We start from the raw sequence: 20,831 nt of genomic DNA on the forward strand, positions 1-20,831 counted from the left end.
ATATGGCTGATAAAGGAAGTTTAAAAGTACAGTGCTTTTTAGGCGATAGTTATATACCGGTAGATAAAACTAAAATAACTATAAGACCATCTGCTGAAGGATCAATTTCTCAAACAATTGTATTATCAACGGATACTATGGGAGAATCCCAAATAATAGAGTTAGATGCTCCACCATTAGCGTATTCTCAACAACCTACAGGACAAGTTCCCTACAGTATGTATGATATATTAGTTGAAAGGGAGGGCTTTCAGAGTATTTTAATAAATAGGTGTCAAGTATTTCCGGGAGAATTATCAATTCAGCAATGTAACCTTATAGAGAGTTCTGGAATTTTAACTAGGATGGAAACAATAGAAACTCCTCCTAATACTGCAAATGCACCATCTAACTTTACAAGTGGAAATGTTAATGAAATAATAAATATTGGGCCTAATACTTTAAATGGTAATTATCCAGCGAAGATTCCAGAAGAAGAGGATAAACCACTTCCACCACCTACTAGTGGAGTAGTTTTGCCAAAGCCAGTTATTCCAGAATTTATAGTAGTCCATAATGGAGGGCCTAATAATACATCAGCTGCAAATTATAATATTCCTTATAAGGATTATATAAAGAATGTTGCATCATGCGAGATTTATTCAACTTGGCCAGATAGCACTATTAGAGCTAATGTATATGCTATAATTTCATTTACTTTAAACAGAATATACACTGAATGGTATAGAGGAAAAGGAAAGAATTTTGATATTACTACTTCGACTGCATATGACCATGCATTTACTTATGGAAGAAATATATTTGAAAGTATTAGTGCCGTTGTAGATGATATATTTTCTACTTATATAAGAAGAATAGGGAAAAAACAGCCACTTCTTACACAATATTGTGATGGTAAAAATGTAACTTGTCCAGGATGGATGACTCAATGGGGAAGTAAGTATCTAGGAGATCAAGGAAGAGGTGCATTTGATATATTAACTAATTTTTATGGTAATGACATTGAATTAGTAACAGCAGAGCAAGTTAAGGGAATACCAAAATCTTTTCCAGGATATGATTTGACTATTGGTTCATCAGGCAATGAAGTGAGATCGATACAAGAATATTTAAATAGGATATCTCAAAATTATCCATTGATTCCTAAAGTAGCCCAGGATGGAGTGTTTGGACCTAAGACAGCAGAAGCGGTTAGTGTTTTTCAAGGAGTATTTAATTTACCGAAAACAGGTATTGTAGATTATGCAACCTGGTATAAGATATCTGATGTTTATGTAGGAGTTACTAGGATAGCAGAATTAAGAGGTGTAAATAGAGTTGGAGTAAACTCTGTAGAGAGAATATTTGTACCTCCAATGGCATTTGAAGGATATGATAAGAATAAAATCCCTAAATTTAATTATTTTGATGATTTGGTATAAAAAAGATGAATTGGAATTTTTCCAATTCATCTATTTTTTTGTCGATAAAGGAGATATAATGGGTATAATACATTAAAAATAGATACGGGAGGAAGAAGATGAAAGGAACAGTAGTATCTACATGGATCAGAACATGTAGGGATTTATACGGAAATGAAGAGATTGGAAAATCTTTAAAGGCTGTTAATTGGCCAGAAGATATAGTCTTTAGTCCATTAGAAGATGTAGAGGATGAAAAGATATTTAAATTTATAAGGATTATTGCAGATAGTGTGGGAACACCGATAAATGAACTTTGGAGAATAATTGGAGAGAATAACTTAAATAAGTTTGCTGAAGATTATCCGGTGTTTTTTAAGAGAGTAGATCTTTATAAATTTTTAAATTCTCTTAATTTTATTCATTCTATAATAATGAAAAAAATTAGGGGAGCTAAGCCACCTAAAATGGCAATTAAGCAAATATCAGAGAAGAGTATTAATCTTACATATAGATCAGATAGGGAGCTTTTTGACTACTTCTTAGGACTATTATGGGGAAGTGTTAAATTCTTTGGAGAGAAAGTTAAGATAGAAGAAGTGGAGAGAAAAAAAGGAGAGCTAACAGTACATATAGAATTCGAAAAAAACATTCATTTTAATAAGAAATATTTTATCAGTAGAACATTATCTAAGTTTGGATTTAATAGCATCGAGTTAAAAATTGGAGTTCCGCTATTTATAGTAGTAACATTAGTAGGATTACCAATAGTGGGATTAGCTAAGGGAGCATTAATAGGGGCGATTTCAGGAGTGGTTTCTGGAATTATAAGTAGCGTGATAGTGAGACCATTAAATGATATTATTGAAAATATAGAAAATAATAATTTCGATGCTATAGATACTAGCATATCAACTAATGACAAGATGGAAAGAATCTATGCAGGAATATCTAAATTGAAAAATAGCATTAATGAAGATTTAACATCAGCTAATTTAACATTAAATGAGTTAAGTGTATTTACCCAATCTATGTATAAAACGACAGAAAATATGAAGAAAGCAACTGAAGAAATTTCTACTTTTTCAGAGCAAGTATTGGAATTAGCAGAAAGACAAGAGGTAAGTACAGGTGAACTTGTTAATCAGACAAATGAAAATATTGGTGCTTTAAAAGAATTAGTGAATCTTCAAGATAAGAATAAAAATATATTAGGTAAATCTGTTGATAAAATAAGAGAAAGCTATTTAAATGTGGACAAGTCTAATGAAGCTATTAGGGAAACATTAGAGTCATTTATGAATGTTAAAGAGAGGGGCCAAAACTTACAAAGAAAAGCAGATAACATAACTAATATAGTTTCACTTGTATCTGGAATATCAGATCAAACTAACCTTTTAGCTTTAAATGCATCAATTGAAGCTGCTAGAGCTGGCGAGCAAGGTAGAGGATTTGCTGTGGTAGCTGAAGAAGTAAGAAAGCTTGCAGAGCAATCACAACAAGCTGTAAAAGATATAAATGAAAATTTATCTTACTTTGCAAATGAAATAAATGCTTTAGTATCTAGTATAGAAAGTCAATATACATCTTTAGAAGTAGAGGCTTCTAACTTAGAAAGTGTTAGAGTTGTAAGCTCAGAAGCAAATGATCTAATAAAGGTAGTTTCAGATGAAACTAATGAAGCTATAAATAAATTAAATAAAGAAGTTCGCTCAGTAGCAGAAATGAGTACAACTATAGATTCATTAGCAGCTATAGCTGCAGAAAATGCTGCATCATCTCAAGTAGTTAATCAAAATATAGAGGAATTCACTAGAAGTATTCAAGAAATGTTGATAACTCTAGAAAAGGTAAGAGATGTTGGGGAAAACTTTGTAAGTGATGTGGATTAATTATATAAAATAAGAAAATACACCTCAAGGACCAAAAAAATGATGGTTCAAGGGGTGTATTTTTTATGAATTAATTTAACTCTCTTCTATGTTTAAAATAATAATATATAGTTTGACTTATAAATAGTAAACTCAAGAAACCAAAAATAGGATAAAGTGCTCCTATAAGTTTAGAAAATCCTATTCTTGATATAGGAAGGGCTATAAAAATTACTATAAATATAGCTTTTTTAAAGTCTAAATTAAAAGTATTATCTAAGGTTTTACTAATAGAATATACATCTGAAACTTCAGTGGAGAACATTTCTAGTAGTATAACTATTAATAATAATGCTTGAATTATATTACCAAATGGTTGAGCTACAAATAAAAGTGGTATTTCATACTTATGTATATAAGGCTGATTAATCATAAGTAAAAAGTTTATAGATAAGCTTAGCAATACTAATCCTATAGCACCTAAAGATACTCCATAAAACATAGTTTTAGTTTTTTTGATTTCAGTACTTAGAGGAACCAGTACTCCAAGGCTACATAGGGTATTATAGCCAGCATATAGCAAAGTAGAAAGAGCTATCCCTGTTTTTTCAGCTTTAAAGCTAGTTAAATGCTCAAAAGTAATTAAATCTTTACAGAACATAAAATACAATATAGTAATAATTGATATAGTAGCTATTAGGGTAGGTACTATAAAGGAATTTACTTCGATTAACCCATCTGTATCTCTTAGTAAAAAGAATAATGCTATTACAACCATTATTAAAGAACCAATTATTTTAGGTATTCCAAAAAATTGATTAATTAAAGCTCCACTTCCAGCCAGTATAATAGAAGCGCTTGATATTAAATATACAGTAGTAATAACGCCAGTTATTTTTCCTAGGATATTTGGACTTACTACCCTTATAACATCACCATAGGAAGTTAATTTATGTTTAATACTGATTTTAGAGACAATGGAACCTAAAAATATATAGAAAAAGCCACAAGCTATTATTCCTAAGAAACTAATTACTCCGTAAGAAGTAAAAAATTCTTTTATTTCTTGTCCAGATGCCAATCCAGCGCCGACTATAGTACCTATAAAAACTACTGCTACTTTAAAAATTTTTGAAAATTCATCTTTCATATTAAATCCCCCTACTTTATATCTATTAACAATATATAGGGATTATTAATTTTTTATTCTTTAGCAAGTTATTTTTCGTAATAATTATTTTGATATTTAACTAGGGTAAGCTTTATTATTTCTAATTTTTATTCAATTAGTATTATAGTTATTGTTTTTAAAAATGAATAAGCTATCTAAACTTAGGGAAAATAACCTTAAGGACTTATTTAAGGGAGTGATAGCTTTGAAAAATAAAATTATGTATGTACTTTCGTTAATAATATTAAATTTGTATATTTTATCTAGCTGTTCATATTATCAGGCTTCAGATGTAGAAATAGATTTATTTAAGCCAAAGATTGCTTATGAGTTATCAGAAAAATATCTGGGAATGATTAGAAATGATAATATTGAAGGGGCAAAATCTCTTTGTACTGAAAATTTGTTAAGTAAAAATAATGAAATAACAACTGGGACTTCAAAGATAATATCTTATGAACCAGAAGCACTTATTGAAGCAACTAGTAAGTCGGCATTCATAACTTTTAATGTTATTAGAAATTCTTCATCAGAACCTAAATGTGATTTAGACAACTTTGCAATTAAAGTTATAAAAGATGGGGAAGATTATAAGATAGATGAAATTAAAGCTATGAATAAAATGCAGGTTTTCGTTAAGAACGACTCATTAAGAATTATTGGTGAAGATGGTGGGAAGAGTGATTTAATAGTTTCATTAAATAATATGCCTAAGGATGTTTATTTAAGAAGAAATAAGCTTATGTTATATAAGGAAAAAGTAGAGGCTGAAGCTTTTGGACCAGTAGCATTAGGATATAAAGGTAAAAAAATAGCTATTTCCACTACTGGAGGTAATAAATCATTTTTATCAATTGCATTTATAGAAGAAAGTAAGGCTACTCAAGGAGAATCAACTGAAGCTAAGGGAGAAGAGGGAAAAACTGAAACTAATTTAGAAGATATATTAGATAAGCCAATAGCTAAGAAGGTAGTTCCGCTTGATTTATTAGATAATGTAAAGATAGATAATTTGGTATTTACAAAAGAAGAAGGATTTCTAATAGTAGAATATGTTAATTCTAATTCAATAAAAAGGATAAAGGTTTATAATAGTGAAGATGGAGAATTAGTAGACATAAACTTTGATAAGGAATTTCCAGAAGATACTTATAATATATCTTTAGTTAATTTTGATAAAGATGAATTTAAGATATTGGTAAGTGGGAAGCTAGGCTCTAAAAATATTAAGGCAGATATACTTGGAGAATACACTGTATTTATAGAAGGAAAAGAAATTAAAAAAAGTATATAAAATACTTAACATATGCAAATATTGTAGTAGAATAAAAGTACGACTTAAATAAAGTGGTACTTTTATTTTTGGAGGAAAATATGAAAAAATGGAACGATAAGAGATATCATAGTTTAAACTATTATCTTAGAAATAAATTTAACGAAAAAGTATATAAGATATCTTTAGATGGAGGATTTACTTGCCCTAATAGAGATGGTAAGGTTGCAAAAGGTGGATGTACTTTCTGTAGTGCAAGAGGATCAGGGGATTTTGCAGGAAGCAGAACATTATCAATAACTAAACAGTTTGAAGATAGAAAAGATATGATGGAGAAAAAGTGGAAGGATGGAAAGCTAATTGCTTATTTTCAGGCATATACAAATACATATGCACCAGTTGAAGAACTTAGAAGAAAATATCAAGAAGCTTTAGCTCAAAAGAACGTAGTTGCCTTATCGATAGCCACTAGACCAGATTGTATTGATGATGATGTACTTGAATTTTTAAGTGAATTAAATGAAAAGATATATTTAATAGTGGAGCTAGGCCTACAAACTGTAAATGATGAAACAGCAAGAAACTTTAATAGAGGATATGATTTTGAAGTATTTGATAATACGTTAAAGAGATTGTTAGATAGAAATATAGAGGTGGTAGCTCATACAATATTTGGACTTCCAGGTGAGACTGAAGAGGATATGTTAAAGACTGTTGATTATATAGCTCATTCAGGAGCTAAAGGTATTAAGTTTCACTTACTTCACTTAATGGAAGGTACAAAAATGGTAGAACAATATGAAAGTGGAGAACTAAAGCTACTTACTCAAGAGCAATATATAGATTTAATATGTAAAGGTGTTTCTATGCTTCCTGAAGATATGGTAGTTCATAGACTTACAGGAGATGCGCCTAGGGATATGTTAATAGGTCCTATGTGGAGTCTAAAAAAATGGGAAGTATTAAATGCTATAGATAAAGCATTAGAAGATAATGATATTTGGCAAGGAAAGAACTTTAAATAGCCTAAGCTTGGGGGAGATTTCATGAAGGTAGATTTAATAATATCAGCTGATAATATAAAGGAAGAAGACCTAAGGGGAAAAGTAGTAGTAGTTATCGATATGCTAAGAGCTACATCAGTTATAGTAACAGCATTAAATAACAAAGCAAAAGAAATATTTCCTATACTTACTGTAGAAGAAGCTTTTAGTAAGAAGGAAGAGTTAGTAGGTGAAGGAATTAGCCCTTTACTTGGTGGAGAAAGAAAAGCAGTAAGAATAGAAGGATTTGATTTTTCTAATTCACCTTTAGAATATACAACTGAAAAGGTAGAAGGTAAGAGTATAATTTTAAGTACCACAAATGGAACTAGAGCCATAAATTTAAGTTTAAACTCTGAAGAAATTTTAATTGGGGCAATGATTAATTCTAAAGCTGTTGTTAATTTAATTAAGGATATAAATAAAGATGTAGTATTTATAAATGCAGGAACTAATGGTGAGTTTTCTATGGATGACTTTATATGTGCAGGCTATATGATTAGCTTATTATGTGAAAATGCAGAAAAAAATAAATATGAACTTTCAGATATATCTAAAACTGCAAAATATATTTATGAAAATAATACTAATATAATTGATTTTATTAGGAATGCAAAACATTATAATATTTTAATGGAACTTGGATTGAATAAGGACTTAGAATATTGCTGCAAAAAAGACATAATAGATGTAGTTCCTAGAGTAGATAAGAATTTCGCGAGTATAAAATTATAATAAAAAATATCATTAAAAGGTAAAATAATTTAAATTGTTAAATAATTTGAAAATTTCATTGACAATCTAAGGTAAAAGATATATTATAATATTAGATTGATAATCAATATCAGTTAGTATTTAAATATATTATTAAAAGCTCCACACTTCTAATAATATACAGTATAAATTAAACTCCTATATTATAGAATTTATTTCGAAGGAAAGATGGCTAAATAGAGAATTTAGCCATCTTTTATTTTTTGCGTAATTATGTAAGAATTAATATTTATTTTCGATATAAAAGGTGAAGAGATAAATAGAGGTGATGGCATGAAGATTAAAGATGATAAATGAAAAGTTGAAAAAAAGTGCATGTAAAATAAATACTTCTAATAGTTAGAAAATTTTCTACAATTACAAATGACCTCATATTTAGATTTACTTTTTATTGTGATAAGATTATAAAACCAGATGAAGAAAAAGCTTAAAGGAGGAAATCTTATGAGCAAGTCAAAGGTAGTAACGATTATAGTATCATTAGGAGTTATTGTAGCTTTAGGTGTAGGTGCATATTTTATGTACTCAAATAAGCAAACTCCGGATGATATTGCTAAAGTTGAAGAAAAGGACAAAACTCCTTCTGATAAAGAAGCAAAAGAAAATAAGGATAATAATCCTAATACGCCAAACAATAATGATAAGCAGCCTAATGCTTCTCATGAAAATAATGGTGGAGGAACTGCAGAAAACAATAATCCAGCAAATAATAATGATAATGCACAACCAAGCAATCCACCAGAGAATCCAAGTGTGACTCCTGCACCACCTAAAACAGAAGAGAGAAATAATGGTGGAAATCCTGGAAATTCTAATAAGCCATCAGTACCTAGTGACAGTAATTTTGCTACTGAGATTGAGCAGCTAATATTTGAAAGAGTAAATTCTGAAAGAAAAGCAGCTGGACTTTCAGAGTTAAGTTACAATACTACTATGGAGAAATATGCTAGAATAAAGTCTGCGGATATGGGAGATAAAGGATATTTTTCTCATCAAGATCCTCAAGGAAAATTAATAACAGACAATATGAAAGCAGATGGAGTCTCATACAATGCTTGGGGAGAAAATATAGCTTATATTCAAGGTAGAAGCGGTAGTGATTCATTAGCAAAAGAATTTATGGATAATTGGATGAATTCATCTGGACATAGAGCTAACATTTTATCTACTAATTTTACGAGTATTGGAGTAGGTGTATATAAGATAGGAAGTACCTATTATGCCACACAAGAATTCTATAGATAATAAATAAAAAATAAGAATTAAAATATAAATTAATCAAAACCTCTGGATAATCCAGAGGTTTTGATATTAATACAGTTCTATATTTTAATTAAACAACTTGGAATATAAAAAATTTTAGATAATAAGACTCATCAGAACCCCATAATATTGGATGGTCTGAACTTTGAGTTCTTACTTCTACTTGTCTTAAGGTTCTTCTGGCATCATGAGCTGCTTCAAGAACTGTTTTCTTTAATTGTTCTTCACTCATATAATGTGAGCAAGAGCAAGTAGCAAAGTATCCTCCTGACTTAACCATCTTTAAGCCCCTAAGGTTTATTTCTTTATATCCTCTAATTGCAGCGTTAATTGTATTTCTTGACTTAGTGAAAGCTGGCGGATCTAGAATTACAACATCAAACTGTCTGCCTTCTCTTGACCAGTCACCAAGAACATTAAAGGCATTATGACATTCGAATTTGACTGTATCTTGTAGATTGTTAAGTTCTGCATTTCTTGTAGCACAATCTATTGCATGTTGAGATACATCAATACCTAAAACGGATTTTGCTCCAGCTATACCTGCATTTAAAGCAAATGATCCTGTGTGAGTAAAGCAGTCTAAAACATCTTTATCCTTACAGATTCTATGGATAGCTGCTCTATTTTCCTTTTGATCTAAGAAGAATCCAGTCTTTTGACCATTTTCTAAGTCCACTATATATTTAACTCCATTTTCAACAATTTCAATATTAGTATCAAAAGGTTCAGTTAAGAAGCCTTTAGTTTGCTCAAGACCTTCTATTTCTCTAGTCTTAATATCACTTCTTTCATAAACACCTTTGGCACCAAATTCATTGACTAATATTTTTACTACTATATCTCTATATTGATCCATTCCTAAAGTAGATATTTGAATTACATAGTAATCTTCAAATTTATCAACTGTAAGACCTGGTAAGAAGTCAGCTTCACCAAAGATAAGTCTACAAGAAGAAGTGTCTATAACAGTTTTTCTATAGTCATAAGCAGCTTCAAATCTTTTCTTGAAGAAATCATAATCAATTTCTTCTTCTATATCTCTAGTCATTATTCTAATTGTTATCTTACTTCTATCATTGATATAGCCTTTTCCTATAAAGAACCCTTTATGGTTATAAACTTCAACTATATCACCATTTTCATAATCACCATCATATTCGTTTATTTCATCAATATATATCCAAGGTCTGCCTTGTTCAGCCTTTTTATTTTTTCCTTTATGTAAATAAAACTTACTTGCCATAATACAGCTCCTTCCTGAATAAGTTCTATAAAATTATATCACAATTAAGAATTAAGTATAGGGATATATATATTAATAATAAAATAGATAGATTGTTTGCATAGAAAATTATAAATAGATAAATTATGTTTTATGTAATTGAATGATGAATATTATGTTGAATTATTCTATAATATAAGGGATGAAATTTAAATTATTAATTATTATGGTTAGTGGGGAGAGAATATGAAAATAGTATTAGCACCTGATTCTTTTAAAGAAAGTATGACGGCAAAAGAAGCTTGTATGGCGATGGAAAGAGGAATAAAGAAAGTTATAAATTCGGTAGAAATAATTCATGTACCTATGGGAGATGGAGGAGAAGGAACATTAGATGCATTAGTTGATGCTACAAATGGTGAAGTTTTTTATAAAGATGTTGTTGCTCCTTTGGGAAATAAGGTTAAGGCGAGGTTTGGAATTTTAGGAGATAAAAAAACAGCCATAATAGAAATGGCAGAGGCTAGTGGATTGTATTTAGTAGATAAAGAAAAGAGAAATCCTTTAATAACAACAAGCTTTGGTACAGGAGAACTAATAAAGGAAGCTTTAAATAAGGAAGTTAATAAAATTCTTATAGGCTTAGGAGGTAGTGCTACTAATGATGGTGGTGTAGGGATGCTTCAAGCTTTAGGAGTTAGCTTCAAGGATAAAAACAATAATGAAATTCCTTATGGAGGAGGAGCCTTAAATAAAATACATTATATAGATGTCTCTAACTTAGATAAGAGAATGTTAAATGTAAAAATAGAAATAGCTTGTGATGTAAAAAATACTCTTACAGGACCAGAAGGGGCAAGTGAGGTATTTGGTAGACAAAAAGGTGCAAGTGATACAGATGTGAAAGTACTTGATGAAAATTTAAAGCATTTTGCAGATATATCTAAGAAGATAATAGGGAAAGATATAGACAATATCCAGGGGGCTGGTGCAGCAGGTGGATTAGGGGCTGCTCTTATAGGATTTTGTAATGCTGAAGTAAAGAGAGGTATAGATACTGTAATTGAATATTCAAAGTTAGAAGATAAATTGAAAGATGCAGACTTGGTTCTTACTGGTGAAGGAAGTATAGATTTTCAAACTAAGTTTGGAAAGACACCAATTGGAGTCGCAACTTTAGCTAAGAAATACGATGTTCCAGTAATAGCTTTTGGAGGGCGAATTGGCAATGGGATAGAAGAACTATATTCTCTTGGCATAGATTCTATAATAGGAATAACTCCAGGTGTAATAGGATTAGATGAAGCATTAAAAGATGGGAAAGATAATTTGGAAATAGCTGTAGAAAATATATTAAGAATAATTACCATAAAATAAAGTATATTATAATATAGAAAAATTTTTAGGAGATTTTTATGATATTTAAGGCTATTATTATACCTACACCAAAGAGAATAAAAAAATACTTTGAAGAAGCTATGATAGAATTCAACACAGCAAGTCTTAAAAAAGAAGACAAGGAATTAAAACATATTAATTTATCAAAAGATAGTTTTAAAAGTTATGGAATATCAATGAAAATATTTTAAAATCAATAATAGGTATTAGAAGGTTTTATTAGTAAGGTTACTTTATAAAACATCATAAATAGAAGTATGGATAGGTCTTCTATTATGTAATTTATAAAAGATGGGGATGTCATAATGACAACTCCATCTTTTTGATTATAAAGGTTATTTTGTATTATTAGGTTCTATTTCAATAGAATCTATATGAAATATATTCCCAAATATTTCACCTGGATTTTCACGAATATCATCAGATATATTTAAATACTTAAAAGGTGTTGCTCTTTTATTTAAAAAAATTGGAGCTGCATTTCTTACTCTGTCTTTATACTGTTCAAAACAATCTAGTTCTCTATCATAGTCAAACAAATTGAAGCCTAATTCATGACTTGCAAAAAAATCAGCATAAGATTTAAATTCTTTAAATCTTAGATAAACTTTATCAATAATTTCCCAAGCTTCATTTTGAGATAATATTTTTGTACCATACCCCATTCTTACAAGATGTACTATTCTTGATAAATCAAAACCTAATACCCAATTTGAAGTTAGCAAATTCTTATTTTCTTCAATAATATTTAATGCACCTAGTAAATGTTCCATCTGATCTTCATCTAAATCTTCATAATAATAATTAAAAAAGTCTGTTTCCCTAATACTAATTTCATCTATGGGTAATTCTTTTATTTGTAGTTCAGAATATAAATTTAACTGTGCATTTGCATATAGTGAATTTGATCCATCAAACAGAAAATTAATTTGTTGAATAAGTTGTTCTTTTTTTTCTACTCCCCATGCCTTTTTCAAGGCAGATTTGAAAAAAATTCTATTTTGATATTTTTCTATAAAGTTTAAAGATGAATCTAAACTAAAATAAGCCTTCTTCATAAGTAACCATTCCATTTTTTTATCAGTTTCATTTTGGATTAACTTAAATAGCTTTTTAGATGGAATAGAGTAAGTACATCCAGCAGATAATGCTCGCAATCTATTCATATCATTAGGAATATCTTTATCCTTAAGAAACTTTCCAGTAAAAATAATACTTTTCACTAAATTCATATATTGCCTCCAATTTAATTAACAATAATATATCTATATTTTATAGATACGAATATAAAATATATTCCTATATTATCAAATATAATAAAATGTAATTAAAACTGATTTCAAGGGATAAGAAAAATCGTTCTTTATCATCTTCCTTTTAGTGGTTATAATATATTAAAGGGGTGAGGGCTTTGAGTTCTAAGGTTAAGAAATTTATAATTATTTTGGCGGTAATTATTATAGGGTTATTTTCATTTTATAAAATAACTGGTCTTTCTGAATCATCTAGGGGTTGGACATATGTGAAGTTTGAAAATAAACTTTATGTTATTAATACGGATTATAAAATATCTAAAGATGATTACAATAAATATATTGGTGATAAATTAGGAACTATTAATAATAAAGTACCTAACTATTTCAAGCCAGCTAGTAATAGTTCTTCGAATGGATTTCCAGTTGGAACAGAACTGTATAGGGATATTAGCAATGATGGATTAATTGTTAAGTTTAATAATAACTTCTATTCATTATGTGATACAAGTACTGCAGAGGGATGGGGTAATGGAATTATAATCAAAGTTAAGGGAGATAAGTTAGTCTATTAAAGGAAGATTAATAAAATTAATATAAGATTAGATATATTGAATTAAATACATAAAAAAACCACCTGTTTACATAGCAGGTGGTTTTAGGGGAGATATAATCTATATGCTAATATAGTTTGGGGGAACTATATTAGTTATTTTCCAGATGCTTATCAATCAAATTTTGGATTGTAGGGGTACATCTGTAGCCTCTGCACCCACCTGTACAAGCTCCCGTTGCCTTAGAAACTTCTGATACAGTATGAGCTCCGGCTTTGATTGCATCTTTAATTTTGGATCTTGGTATTGCCTTGCAAGTACAAACTTTAGTAAGCTTATCAAGGACTTGTTCGTTTAAGTTATTTTCCATTGATCTTTCCTCCTAATACAAGAAATAGATTAAGGAAAATAAAGGGGATAAAAAATAAATTTTTAATATTTATTCTTTATGCTTATATTATAGGGTTAGCTCTACAGAAAGTCAATACTAATTGATAAAAATTATTAATTAATTTTCTTTATCAAATTATTAATTTTTATAAAGATATTGCTATTTTTCTTTAAATTTATTACAATATTCTCATATATACACTTTTATATTAATTTACTTTGTAGTAAAATATTTATATGATTTTTATAAATAAAAACTATGATTAGGAAAAGTACTTAATTGGATACTTTAAGAGAGTGGTTGGAAGGTGCAAAACCATAGAGAAGATTAGGGAAAATCACCTAGGAGTTTGAGGCTGAAAGGTAAAATGCTTATTAGGTTTTCACGTTAGCTTGCGTTAAAAGATAGAGTATGTTAGTGCTCGAAATTAATAATTTCATTAATATAAGTGAAATTATAACCTTAGGTGGTATAGCGAATATCTTCGTCCTATTGGGCGAGGTTTTTTTTATTATATTTAAGAAATATAATAAAGGAATAGTGCAAAGAATAAGGGTATTAACATAATAATTAAGTAACCAATATCTTTGAAGTATGAATTATCATATTTTAGTGATTTGGATGTTACTAAAAAGCATGAAATATTATAATTTATACTTTTTATTTATAAGAATTGTAAAAGAAATGAGTATTAAATTTATTATTATTAAGGCAAATGAGCTTTTGAATAAGTTTTAATTAACAGAAGGGAGTTTAATTATGTACAAAAAGGTTGAATTACCAAAGGGTTTTGTAGGAATGGAAAAAGAAGTAGCAGACCTTTGGAAGGATAAGAATGTAATTAAGAAGAACTTTGATATGAACCAAGATGGTGAGTATTTTACATTCTATGATGGACCTCCAACAGCAAATGGAAGACCACACGTAGGACACGTATTAACAAGAGTTATGAAGGATATTATCCCAAGATATAAGGTAATGAAGGGATACAAGGTAATTAGAAAGGCTGGATGGGATACTCATGGACTTCCAGTTGAGCTAGAAATAGAAAAGAAACTTGGTATCTCAGGAAAAGAGCAAATAGAAGAATATGGAGTTGAAAAGTTCGTTAAGGAATGTAAGGACTCAGTATTCACTTATGTTAACATGTGGGAAAAGATGACTGACCAAATTGGATATTGGGTTGATATGGAAAAACCTTATGTTACATATCACAATTCATATATTGAATCTGTTTGGTGGGCATTAAATCAATTATGGGAAAAGGGACTTTTATATAAGGGACATAAGGTAATGCCATACTGTCCAAGATGTGGAACTGGACTTTCTTCTCATGAAGTTTCACAAGGTTATAAGGATGTTAAGGACTTAACTGCTATAGCTAAGTTTAAAGTTGAGGGAGAAGAAAACAAATATATACTTGCTTGGACAACAACTCCTTGGACTTTACCATCTAACTTAGCACTATGTGTAAACAAGGCTTATGATTATATAGAAGCTAAAGTTGGAGATGAAATTTTAGTTCTTGCAAAAGAATTAGCTCCAAAGGTTTTAGGAGAAGATTATGAAGTAGTAAAAGAATTCAAGGGAACTGAATTACTAGGAACTAAATATGAAAGATTACTTCCATTTGGAAAAGTTCATGGTAAGGCTTTTGAAGTTATTCATGGTGACTACGTAACTTTATCAGATGGTACTGGTATAGTTCATATAGCTCCAGCATATGGTGAAGATGATAGCATTGTTGCAAAGAAAAATGGAATTGGATTTATTAACTTAGTTGATGCTAGTGGTAACTTCGTTGAAGAAGTAACTCCATGGGCAGGAAAGTTCGTTAAGAAATGTGATGAATCTATAGTTAAGTATTTAGAAGAAAATAATAAATTATTTAAAGCTGAAAAGCATACTCACTCATATCCACACTGCTGGAGATGTGACACACCACTTCTTTACTATCCAAGAGAAAGCTGGTTTGTTGAAATGACTAAGCTTAGAGATAAGCTTTTAGAAAACAATGATAAAATTAACTGGTATCCAGATAACATAAGAACAGGTAGATTTGGTAAGTTCTTAGAAAATGTTATTGACTGGGGTATATCAAGAGATAGATATTGGGGTACACCGCTTCCAATTTGGGAATGTGACTGTGGTCATAGAGAATGTATAGGAAGTATAGCTGAATTAAAGGAAAAGGGAATTAATGTCCCAGATGATATAGAACTTCACAAGCCATATATAGATGGAGTTAAACTTAAATGCTCTAAGTGTGGTAAGGAAATGACTAGAACAGCTGAAGTTATTGACTGTTGGTTTGATTCAGGATCAATGCCTTTTGCTCAATTACATTATCCATTTGAAAATAAAGAGCTATTTGAAGAAAACTTCCCAGCTCAATTTATTTCAGAAGCTGTAGACCAAACAAGAGGCTGGTTCTATACATTATTAGCTATTTCAACAGCTATATTTGATAGAAATCCATTTGAAAACTGTATAGTTTTAGGCCACGTATTAGATAAGAAGGGCTTAAAGATGTCAAAATCAAAGGGAAATGTAGTAGATCCATTTGAAGTACTAGACTCACAAGGTGCAGATGCTACAAGATGGCATTTCTACACAGCAAGCGCTCCTTGGCTTCCAACAAGATTCTCTGTTGATGATGTTTCAGAAGCTCAAAGAAAGTTCTTAAGTACTTTATGGAATGTATATTCATTCTACGTGTTATATGCTGAATTAGATAACTTTAATCCATTAGATTATAAAGATTTTAAATCTGAAAATGTAATGGATAAGTGGATAATGTCTAAGCTTAACACAGTAATAAAAGAAGTTGATGAAAACTTAGCTTCATATCAAATAACTCAAGCTGCTTTAATTATAGAAGACTTTACAGATGAGCTATCAAACTGGTATGTAAGAAGAAATAGAGCAAGATACTGGGCTGAAGACTTAACTGATGACAAGATAGGTGCTTATGTTACACTATATAGAGTATTAACTACTTTAATAAAGGTAGCAGCTCCATTTGTACCATTTGTAACAGAAGAAATTTATCAAAACTTAGTAGTAGGTTTAGATAATTCAGCAGAAGAAAGTTTACACCTATGTTCATGGCCAGAAGTTTGTGAAGATGCTATAGACAAGAAATTAGAAAAAGAAATGGAATTAGCTTATACAATAGTTAAGCTTGGAAGAAGTGCGAGAAATGGTGCTAACATTAAGAATAGACAGCCACTTTCTAAGATGTTATTATCTACAGATGCTATTCCAGCTTACTATGGAGATATTATAAAGGATGAGCTTAATATAAAGGCAGTAGAATTTGGAGCTGATTTATCACAATATGTTAACTTTGAAATTAAGCCTAATTTACCTGTACTTGGTAGACAATATGGTAAATTAATTCCTGGAATAAGAAAAGAAATAGCAGCAAGAAACCAAATGGAATTAGCTCAAAACCTTCAAAATGGTGGAACTGAAACTATTAATGTTGATGGAACTGAAATAGTATTAAATAGTGAAAGTGTATTAGTTACTATGCAAGGCTTAGAAGGATATGCTTTTGCTGGAGAAGGCCAAATTGGAGTTGTTCTTGATACTACTATTACAGAAGAGTTAAAAGAAGAAGGACAATTAAGAGAAATTATTTCAAAGATCCAAAATATGAGAAAAGAAAAGGGCTTTGAAGTTGCTGATAAGATTAAACTATTCGTTGCAAATAACGATATGCTAGTTGATGTTATCAATAAATATGCAGATGTAATAAAGAGGGAAACATTAACTCAAGAAATTGCAGTGAATGAAGATGCTGATTATACTGAAACTGTTATAAATGGTGAAAAACTAAATATGACAGTAGTTGTAGTTGGCTAGACATAATTAGTTTAGAAAGTTAGAAGTTTTCAATAGGGGACTTCTAACTTTTTAGTATATATAAATAGTAAAGAAAAATATTGATTATTGTATAAACTATTTTCAAAGAGTATAATTATTGTTAAAATGAGATAAAGACTATTAAAAAAATGGAGTGATGATATATGGCTACTTCTATAAAAGATGTTGCTAGAGAGGCGGGAGTCTCAATTGCTACTGTTTCCAGAGTTTTAAACGATATAGATGTTGTAAACGAGGACACGAAAAAGAAGGTTCTAGAAGCAATTAAGAAGCTTGGATATAGACCTAATATAGTAGCAAGAAGTTTAAAAACTCAAAAGACAAAGACTGTTGGAATATTAGTTCCTGATATTTCAAGTGGATTTTATCCTGAAATCGTTAGAGGGGCTGAAGACGTTGCAAATATTTACGACTATAATGTAATATTATGTAACTCTGATTTTGACATTGAAAAAGAAAAAGAATACTTAAGAGTACTAAAAGAAAAAATGGTTGATGGAGTTATTTATATGAGTTCATCACTACAAGAAGAAACATTAGATATAATAAATGAGTTAAACTTAACTACTGTTTTAGTTGAATCTAAGGATAAGGAAGAAAGCTTACCAAGTGTTACTATAGATAACATAAGAGCTGTAAAAGAGGCTACTGAATACTTATTAAATAAGGGAATGAAAAAAATAGCCTTTGCTGGAGCTAAAAGAGACAATATGAATGCTTGGAGAGATAGATACATAGGTTATGAAAATGCATTAAAAGAAAATGGGGTATCTGTTGACGAAGATTTAATATATGCTCAAGGATTAAAAGTTAAGAGCGGATATGAAGCTGTTCAACATTTTGAAGCAAACAAAAAAGATTATGATGCTGTAGTTTGTGCTTCAGATGAAATTGCAATGGGTGTTATTAATGCATTAAGAGATAACGGAAAAAAAGTTCCAGAAGATGTAAGCGTTATAGGATTCAATGATAATATTATGTCTTCTGTATTCTATCCTAAGATAACAACTATAAAACAACCAAGTTATGATATGGGATCAGTTGCTATGAGAATGTTAATTAAGCTTCTTAATAAGAAAGAATTAGAAGAATCTCAATTCGTATTAGACTATTTATTAGTTGAAAGAGATAGTTGTAGGAAATAATTAGATAAAAAAGAAAGAAATGTGAGAATTGTATGTGAATTATATTTTTTGCATTTCTTTTTATTTTTCTATTGAAAGGTAATGAAAACCATGATATAATTAACACATAATTTACAAACGTTTTCAAATTCAACTATGATGGAGAATTTAATATATTTGATTGGAATGGGTAGCTAATCAAAAAAGGTTATGGTCAAAAAAGGGCTGTATCATGTTGAACATATTGTTCAGTATGATACAGCTCTTTTTTATTATATTTCTTTTTTATAATGATTAATCTTTTTTAGTGATATATCTCAGGAATGCTTAATTTTATATTTATTATATGTCTATAATTTCTATGTAAAAGATACTATATTATAGTATTCCTTCAACTTTTAATATATTTTCTAGTTCTTGAACTTTTTCAGTTAGAGTAATAAACTTTTCTTTTAATACGTCCTTAGATAATTCAGTTTCATCAATAAAATTAACCATGTCTTCTACAGTCTTTAATGCATCATCAATATCTTTTTGTGCTATCTTTAAGTTTTCTTCTTTCATTCTTACTCTCCTTTATGTTTTAAAACATAATTATTGTTAGTTATATTCATCGTATCACTAATAAAAATTATATTCAAGTCATATATTTATAGAAGTAATCACGAAGAGGTGGAATTTTGATTAATTATATTTGGTTTGTAATGATTTTTTTAGGCATTTTAGTTGGGCTATTAACAGGTAATGGAGAAGGTATTTCGAAGGCAGTAATTAATTCTGCCGATTCTACAGTTTCATTAATTATTGGTTTAGTTGGACTTATGTGCTTCTGGTGTGGGGTAATGAAGGTTGCAGAAAAAAGTGGGTTTACTAATAAACTAGCTAAGCTTCTAAGACCTATATTAAAGTTGATTTTTAAAGAGGCAGCTAAGGATGAAAAGGCATTAGGTGCCATAGTAATGAACATAACTGCTAATATGATGGGATTAGGAAATGCAGCTACACCCTTTGGAATAAAGGCAATGCAAGAAATGGATAGATTAAATAAAAATAAGGGAGTAGCTTCAAATGATATGTCTCTTTTTTTAGTATTAAACTCAGCTTGTATTCAACTTGTTCCATCTACAGTTATTTCTATTAGAGCAGCTTATAATTCAAATAATCCTGGAATGATTATTTTGCCAGCTGTAATAGCTAGTACATTTGCGGCAGTTACAGGAGTATTGCTCTGTAAGCTACTTCAAAGATATTTTTAGGAGGATAATTTATGTTTGAATATATTACTAAGAGTATAATACCTATAATAATAATTATTATTATAACTTATGGAATGATTAAAGGAAGAAAGGTATATGAATGGTTTATAGAAGGTGCTAAGGAAGGCCTTAAGGTTTGTATTAATATATTTCCTTATCTATTAGCTATGATAATTGCAGTTAATATATTTAGAGAAGCCAAGCTATTGGATATATTAAATAATATGATTTCTCCAATTGCAGGAACCATAGGATTACCTAAGGAAGTAATTCCATTAGTACTTATAAAGCCTTTATCAGGAAGCGGAGCTATGGGAATATTAACAGATATTTTGAAGAACTATGGTCCAGATAGTTACATAGGATTAATAGCTTCAGTAATTATGGGGACTACAGAAACTATATTTTATACAGTTACAGTATATTTTGGAGCTGTACAAATTAAGAAAGTTAGACATACTGTTTGGGTAGCCTTATTAGCAGATATGACAGCTATTATAGTGTCTATTTTTATTGTACTTAGATTTTTAAGATAGATTAAATTTTGAAAATGAAATATTAATAAAAATAAACTTATATGTAATAATTTTGTAACTAGTTTGGGAGATAAATAGTTTATAATAAATATATAAATGAGGGAGGGGAGTGATGAATTAATGGAATGGAATGACAAATTATTTTTGTCAGAGGATGAGTTAAAAATTCTTTCAATTTACTTGGCTTACGGAGTAGGTATTGGAGTAATTTTGGGATTGTTTTTTAATAATATACAATTATGCTTTGCATTAGGAGGAGTAATATCTGTTGTGGTTTCCTTAGTTAAGATATATATAAATAGAATTAGGAAGTCAAATAGAATTCATATAAACAAACTGTGAATAAACTATATTTTATATAAAATAAGCTATATAATAGATAATTATATAGCTTATTTTTTTAGGTGG

General features: G+C 29.5%; 18 protein-coding genes and 1 other annotated feature. Of the genes, 13 read left to right on the top strand and 5 right to left on the bottom strand.

Annotation, left to right across the window (positions count from 1 at the left end; genetic code table 11):
• Window positions 1–2: 2 nt before the first annotated feature.
• Both GPX08_RS13455 and GPX08_RS13460 read left to right on the top strand, forming a co-directional pair.
• Entirely contained in the window at window positions 3–1,421 is a 1,419-nt protein-coding gene (locus GPX08_RS13455) for a spore cortex-lytic protein (RefSeq protein WP_156627318.1), read from the top strand.
• Window positions 1,422–1,519: 98 nt separating this feature from the next.
• Window positions 1,520–3,292 carry a chemotaxis protein gene (locus tag GPX08_RS13460; protein ID WP_156627319.1) on the top strand — a complete coding sequence of 591 codons (1,773 nt, stop codon included), beginning with the start codon at window positions 1,520–1,522 and terminating at the stop codon, window positions 3,290–3,292.
• A gap of 70 nt (window positions 3,293–3,362) precedes the next feature.
• On the opposite strand, the gene GPX08_RS13465 is transcribed toward GPX08_RS13460, so the two are convergent.
• The gene (locus tag GPX08_RS13465; protein WP_156627320.1) at window positions 3,363–4,421 is read right to left on the bottom strand and encodes a transporter; all 1,059 of its coding nucleotides are present in this window, start codon (window positions 4,419–4,421) and stop codon (window positions 3,363–3,365) included.
• Between the two features lie 241 nt (window positions 4,422–4,662).
• Between GPX08_RS13465 and GPX08_RS13470 the strand changes: the two genes are divergently transcribed.
• The 4 genes from GPX08_RS13470 (at window position 4,663) to GPX08_RS13485 (ending at window position 8,777) form a co-directional block, all read left to right on the top strand.
• Complete coding sequence (locus GPX08_RS13470; RefSeq protein WP_156627396.1) at window positions 4,663–5,736, top strand: hypothetical protein; 1,074 nt, start codon at window positions 4,663–4,665, stop codon at window positions 5,734–5,736.
• Window positions 5,737–5,816: 80 nt separating this feature from the next.
• Entirely contained in the window at window positions 5,817–6,740 is a 924-nt protein-coding gene (locus tag GPX08_RS13475; RefSeq protein ID WP_156627321.1) for a TIGR01212 family radical SAM protein, read from the top strand.
• A gap of 21 nt (window positions 6,741–6,761) precedes the next feature.
• A complete protein-coding gene (locus GPX08_RS13480) occupies window positions 6,762–7,493 on the top strand; it encodes a 2-phosphosulfolactate phosphatase family protein (protein WP_156627322.1) in 732 nt (243 codons plus the stop codon).
• A 483-nt stretch (window positions 7,494–7,976) separates the two neighbouring features.
• A complete protein-coding gene (locus GPX08_RS13485) occupies window positions 7,977–8,777 on the top strand; it encodes a CAP domain-containing protein (RefSeq protein WP_156627323.1) in 801 nt (266 codons plus the stop codon).
• A gap of 88 nt (window positions 8,778–8,865) precedes the next feature.
• Here the strand turns inward: GPX08_RS13485 and GPX08_RS13490 are convergent, their stop codons facing one another.
• A complete protein-coding gene (locus tag GPX08_RS13490) occupies window positions 8,866–10,041 on the bottom strand; it encodes a methyltransferase domain-containing protein (protein WP_156627324.1) in 1,176 nt (391 codons plus the stop codon).
• Between the two features lie 225 nt (window positions 10,042–10,266).
• On the opposite strand from GPX08_RS13490, the gene GPX08_RS13495 reads away from it, so the two are divergent.
• Window positions 10,267–11,397: a glycerate kinase gene (locus GPX08_RS13495; RefSeq protein WP_156627325.1), complete on the top strand. Its 1,131-nt coding sequence runs from the start codon at window positions 10,267–10,269 to the stop codon at window positions 11,395–11,397.
• Window positions 11,398–11,753: 356 nt separating this feature from the next.
• On the opposite strand, the gene GPX08_RS13500 is transcribed toward GPX08_RS13495, so the two are convergent.
• Window positions 11,754–12,650 carry a DUF1266 domain-containing protein gene (locus GPX08_RS13500; RefSeq protein ID WP_156627326.1) on the bottom strand — a complete coding sequence of 299 codons (897 nt, stop codon included), beginning with the start codon at window positions 12,648–12,650 and terminating at the stop codon, window positions 11,754–11,756.
• 179 nt (window positions 12,651–12,829) lie between these two features.
• Between GPX08_RS13500 and GPX08_RS13505 the strand changes: the two genes are divergently transcribed.
• Window positions 12,830–13,246 (top strand): hypothetical protein, encoded by a 417-nt coding sequence (locus tag GPX08_RS13505; protein ID WP_156627327.1) that lies wholly within the window; start codon window positions 12,830–12,832, stop codon window positions 13,244–13,246.
• A gap of 130 nt (window positions 13,247–13,376) precedes the next feature.
• Here the strand turns inward: GPX08_RS13505 and GPX08_RS13510 are convergent, their stop codons facing one another.
• Window positions 13,377–13,595, bottom strand: coding sequence for a (2Fe-2S)-binding protein (locus GPX08_RS13510; protein WP_066889555.1), 219 nt, complete (start codon window positions 13,593–13,595; stop codon window positions 13,377–13,379).
• A gap of 270 nt (window positions 13,596–13,865) precedes the next feature.
• Window positions 13,866–14,111 (top strand) — a binding site (T-box leader).
• Window positions 14,112–14,375: 264 nt separating this feature from the next.
• On the opposite strand from GPX08_RS13510, the gene GPX08_RS13515 reads away from it, so the two are divergent.
• Window positions 14,376–17,486: an isoleucine--tRNA ligase gene (locus GPX08_RS13515; RefSeq protein WP_156627328.1), complete on the top strand. Its 3,111-nt coding sequence runs from the start codon at window positions 14,376–14,378 to the stop codon at window positions 17,484–17,486.
• A 164-nt stretch (window positions 17,487–17,650) separates the two neighbouring features.
• The gene (locus GPX08_RS13520) at window positions 17,651–18,652 is read left to right on the top strand and encodes a substrate-binding domain-containing protein (protein ID WP_156627329.1); all 1,002 of its coding nucleotides are present in this window, start codon (window positions 17,651–17,653) and stop codon (window positions 18,650–18,652) included.
• Window positions 18,653–19,009: 357 nt separating this feature from the next.
• On the opposite strand, the gene GPX08_RS13525 is transcribed toward GPX08_RS13520, so the two are convergent.
• A complete protein-coding gene (locus tag GPX08_RS13525; protein ID WP_156627330.1) occupies window positions 19,010–19,195 on the bottom strand; it encodes a hypothetical protein in 186 nt (61 codons plus the stop codon).
• 116 nt (window positions 19,196–19,311) lie between these two features.
• On the opposite strand from GPX08_RS13525, the gene GPX08_RS13530 reads away from it, so the two are divergent.
• The 3 genes from GPX08_RS13530 (at window position 19,312) to GPX08_RS13540 (ending at window position 20,765) form a co-directional block, all read left to right on the top strand.
• Window positions 19,312–19,887, top strand: a complete 576-nt coding sequence (locus tag GPX08_RS13530) for a spore maturation protein (protein ID WP_156627331.1) — start codon at window positions 19,312–19,314, stop codon at window positions 19,885–19,887.
• A gap of 11 nt (window positions 19,888–19,898) precedes the next feature.
• The gene (locus GPX08_RS13535) at window positions 19,899–20,423 is read left to right on the top strand and encodes a spore maturation protein (RefSeq protein ID WP_156627332.1); all 525 of its coding nucleotides are present in this window, start codon (window positions 19,899–19,901) and stop codon (window positions 20,421–20,423) included.
• 120 nt (window positions 20,424–20,543) lie between these two features.
• The gene (locus GPX08_RS13540) at window positions 20,544–20,765 is read left to right on the top strand and encodes a hypothetical protein (RefSeq protein ID WP_156627333.1); all 222 of its coding nucleotides are present in this window, start codon (window positions 20,544–20,546) and stop codon (window positions 20,763–20,765) included.
• Window positions 20,766–20,831 lie beyond the last annotated feature (66 nt).

Source organism: Clostridium tertium, from assembly GCF_902652255.1.
Taxonomy (GTDB): Bacteria; Bacillota; Clostridia; order Clostridiales; family Clostridiaceae; genus Clostridium; species Clostridium tertium_A.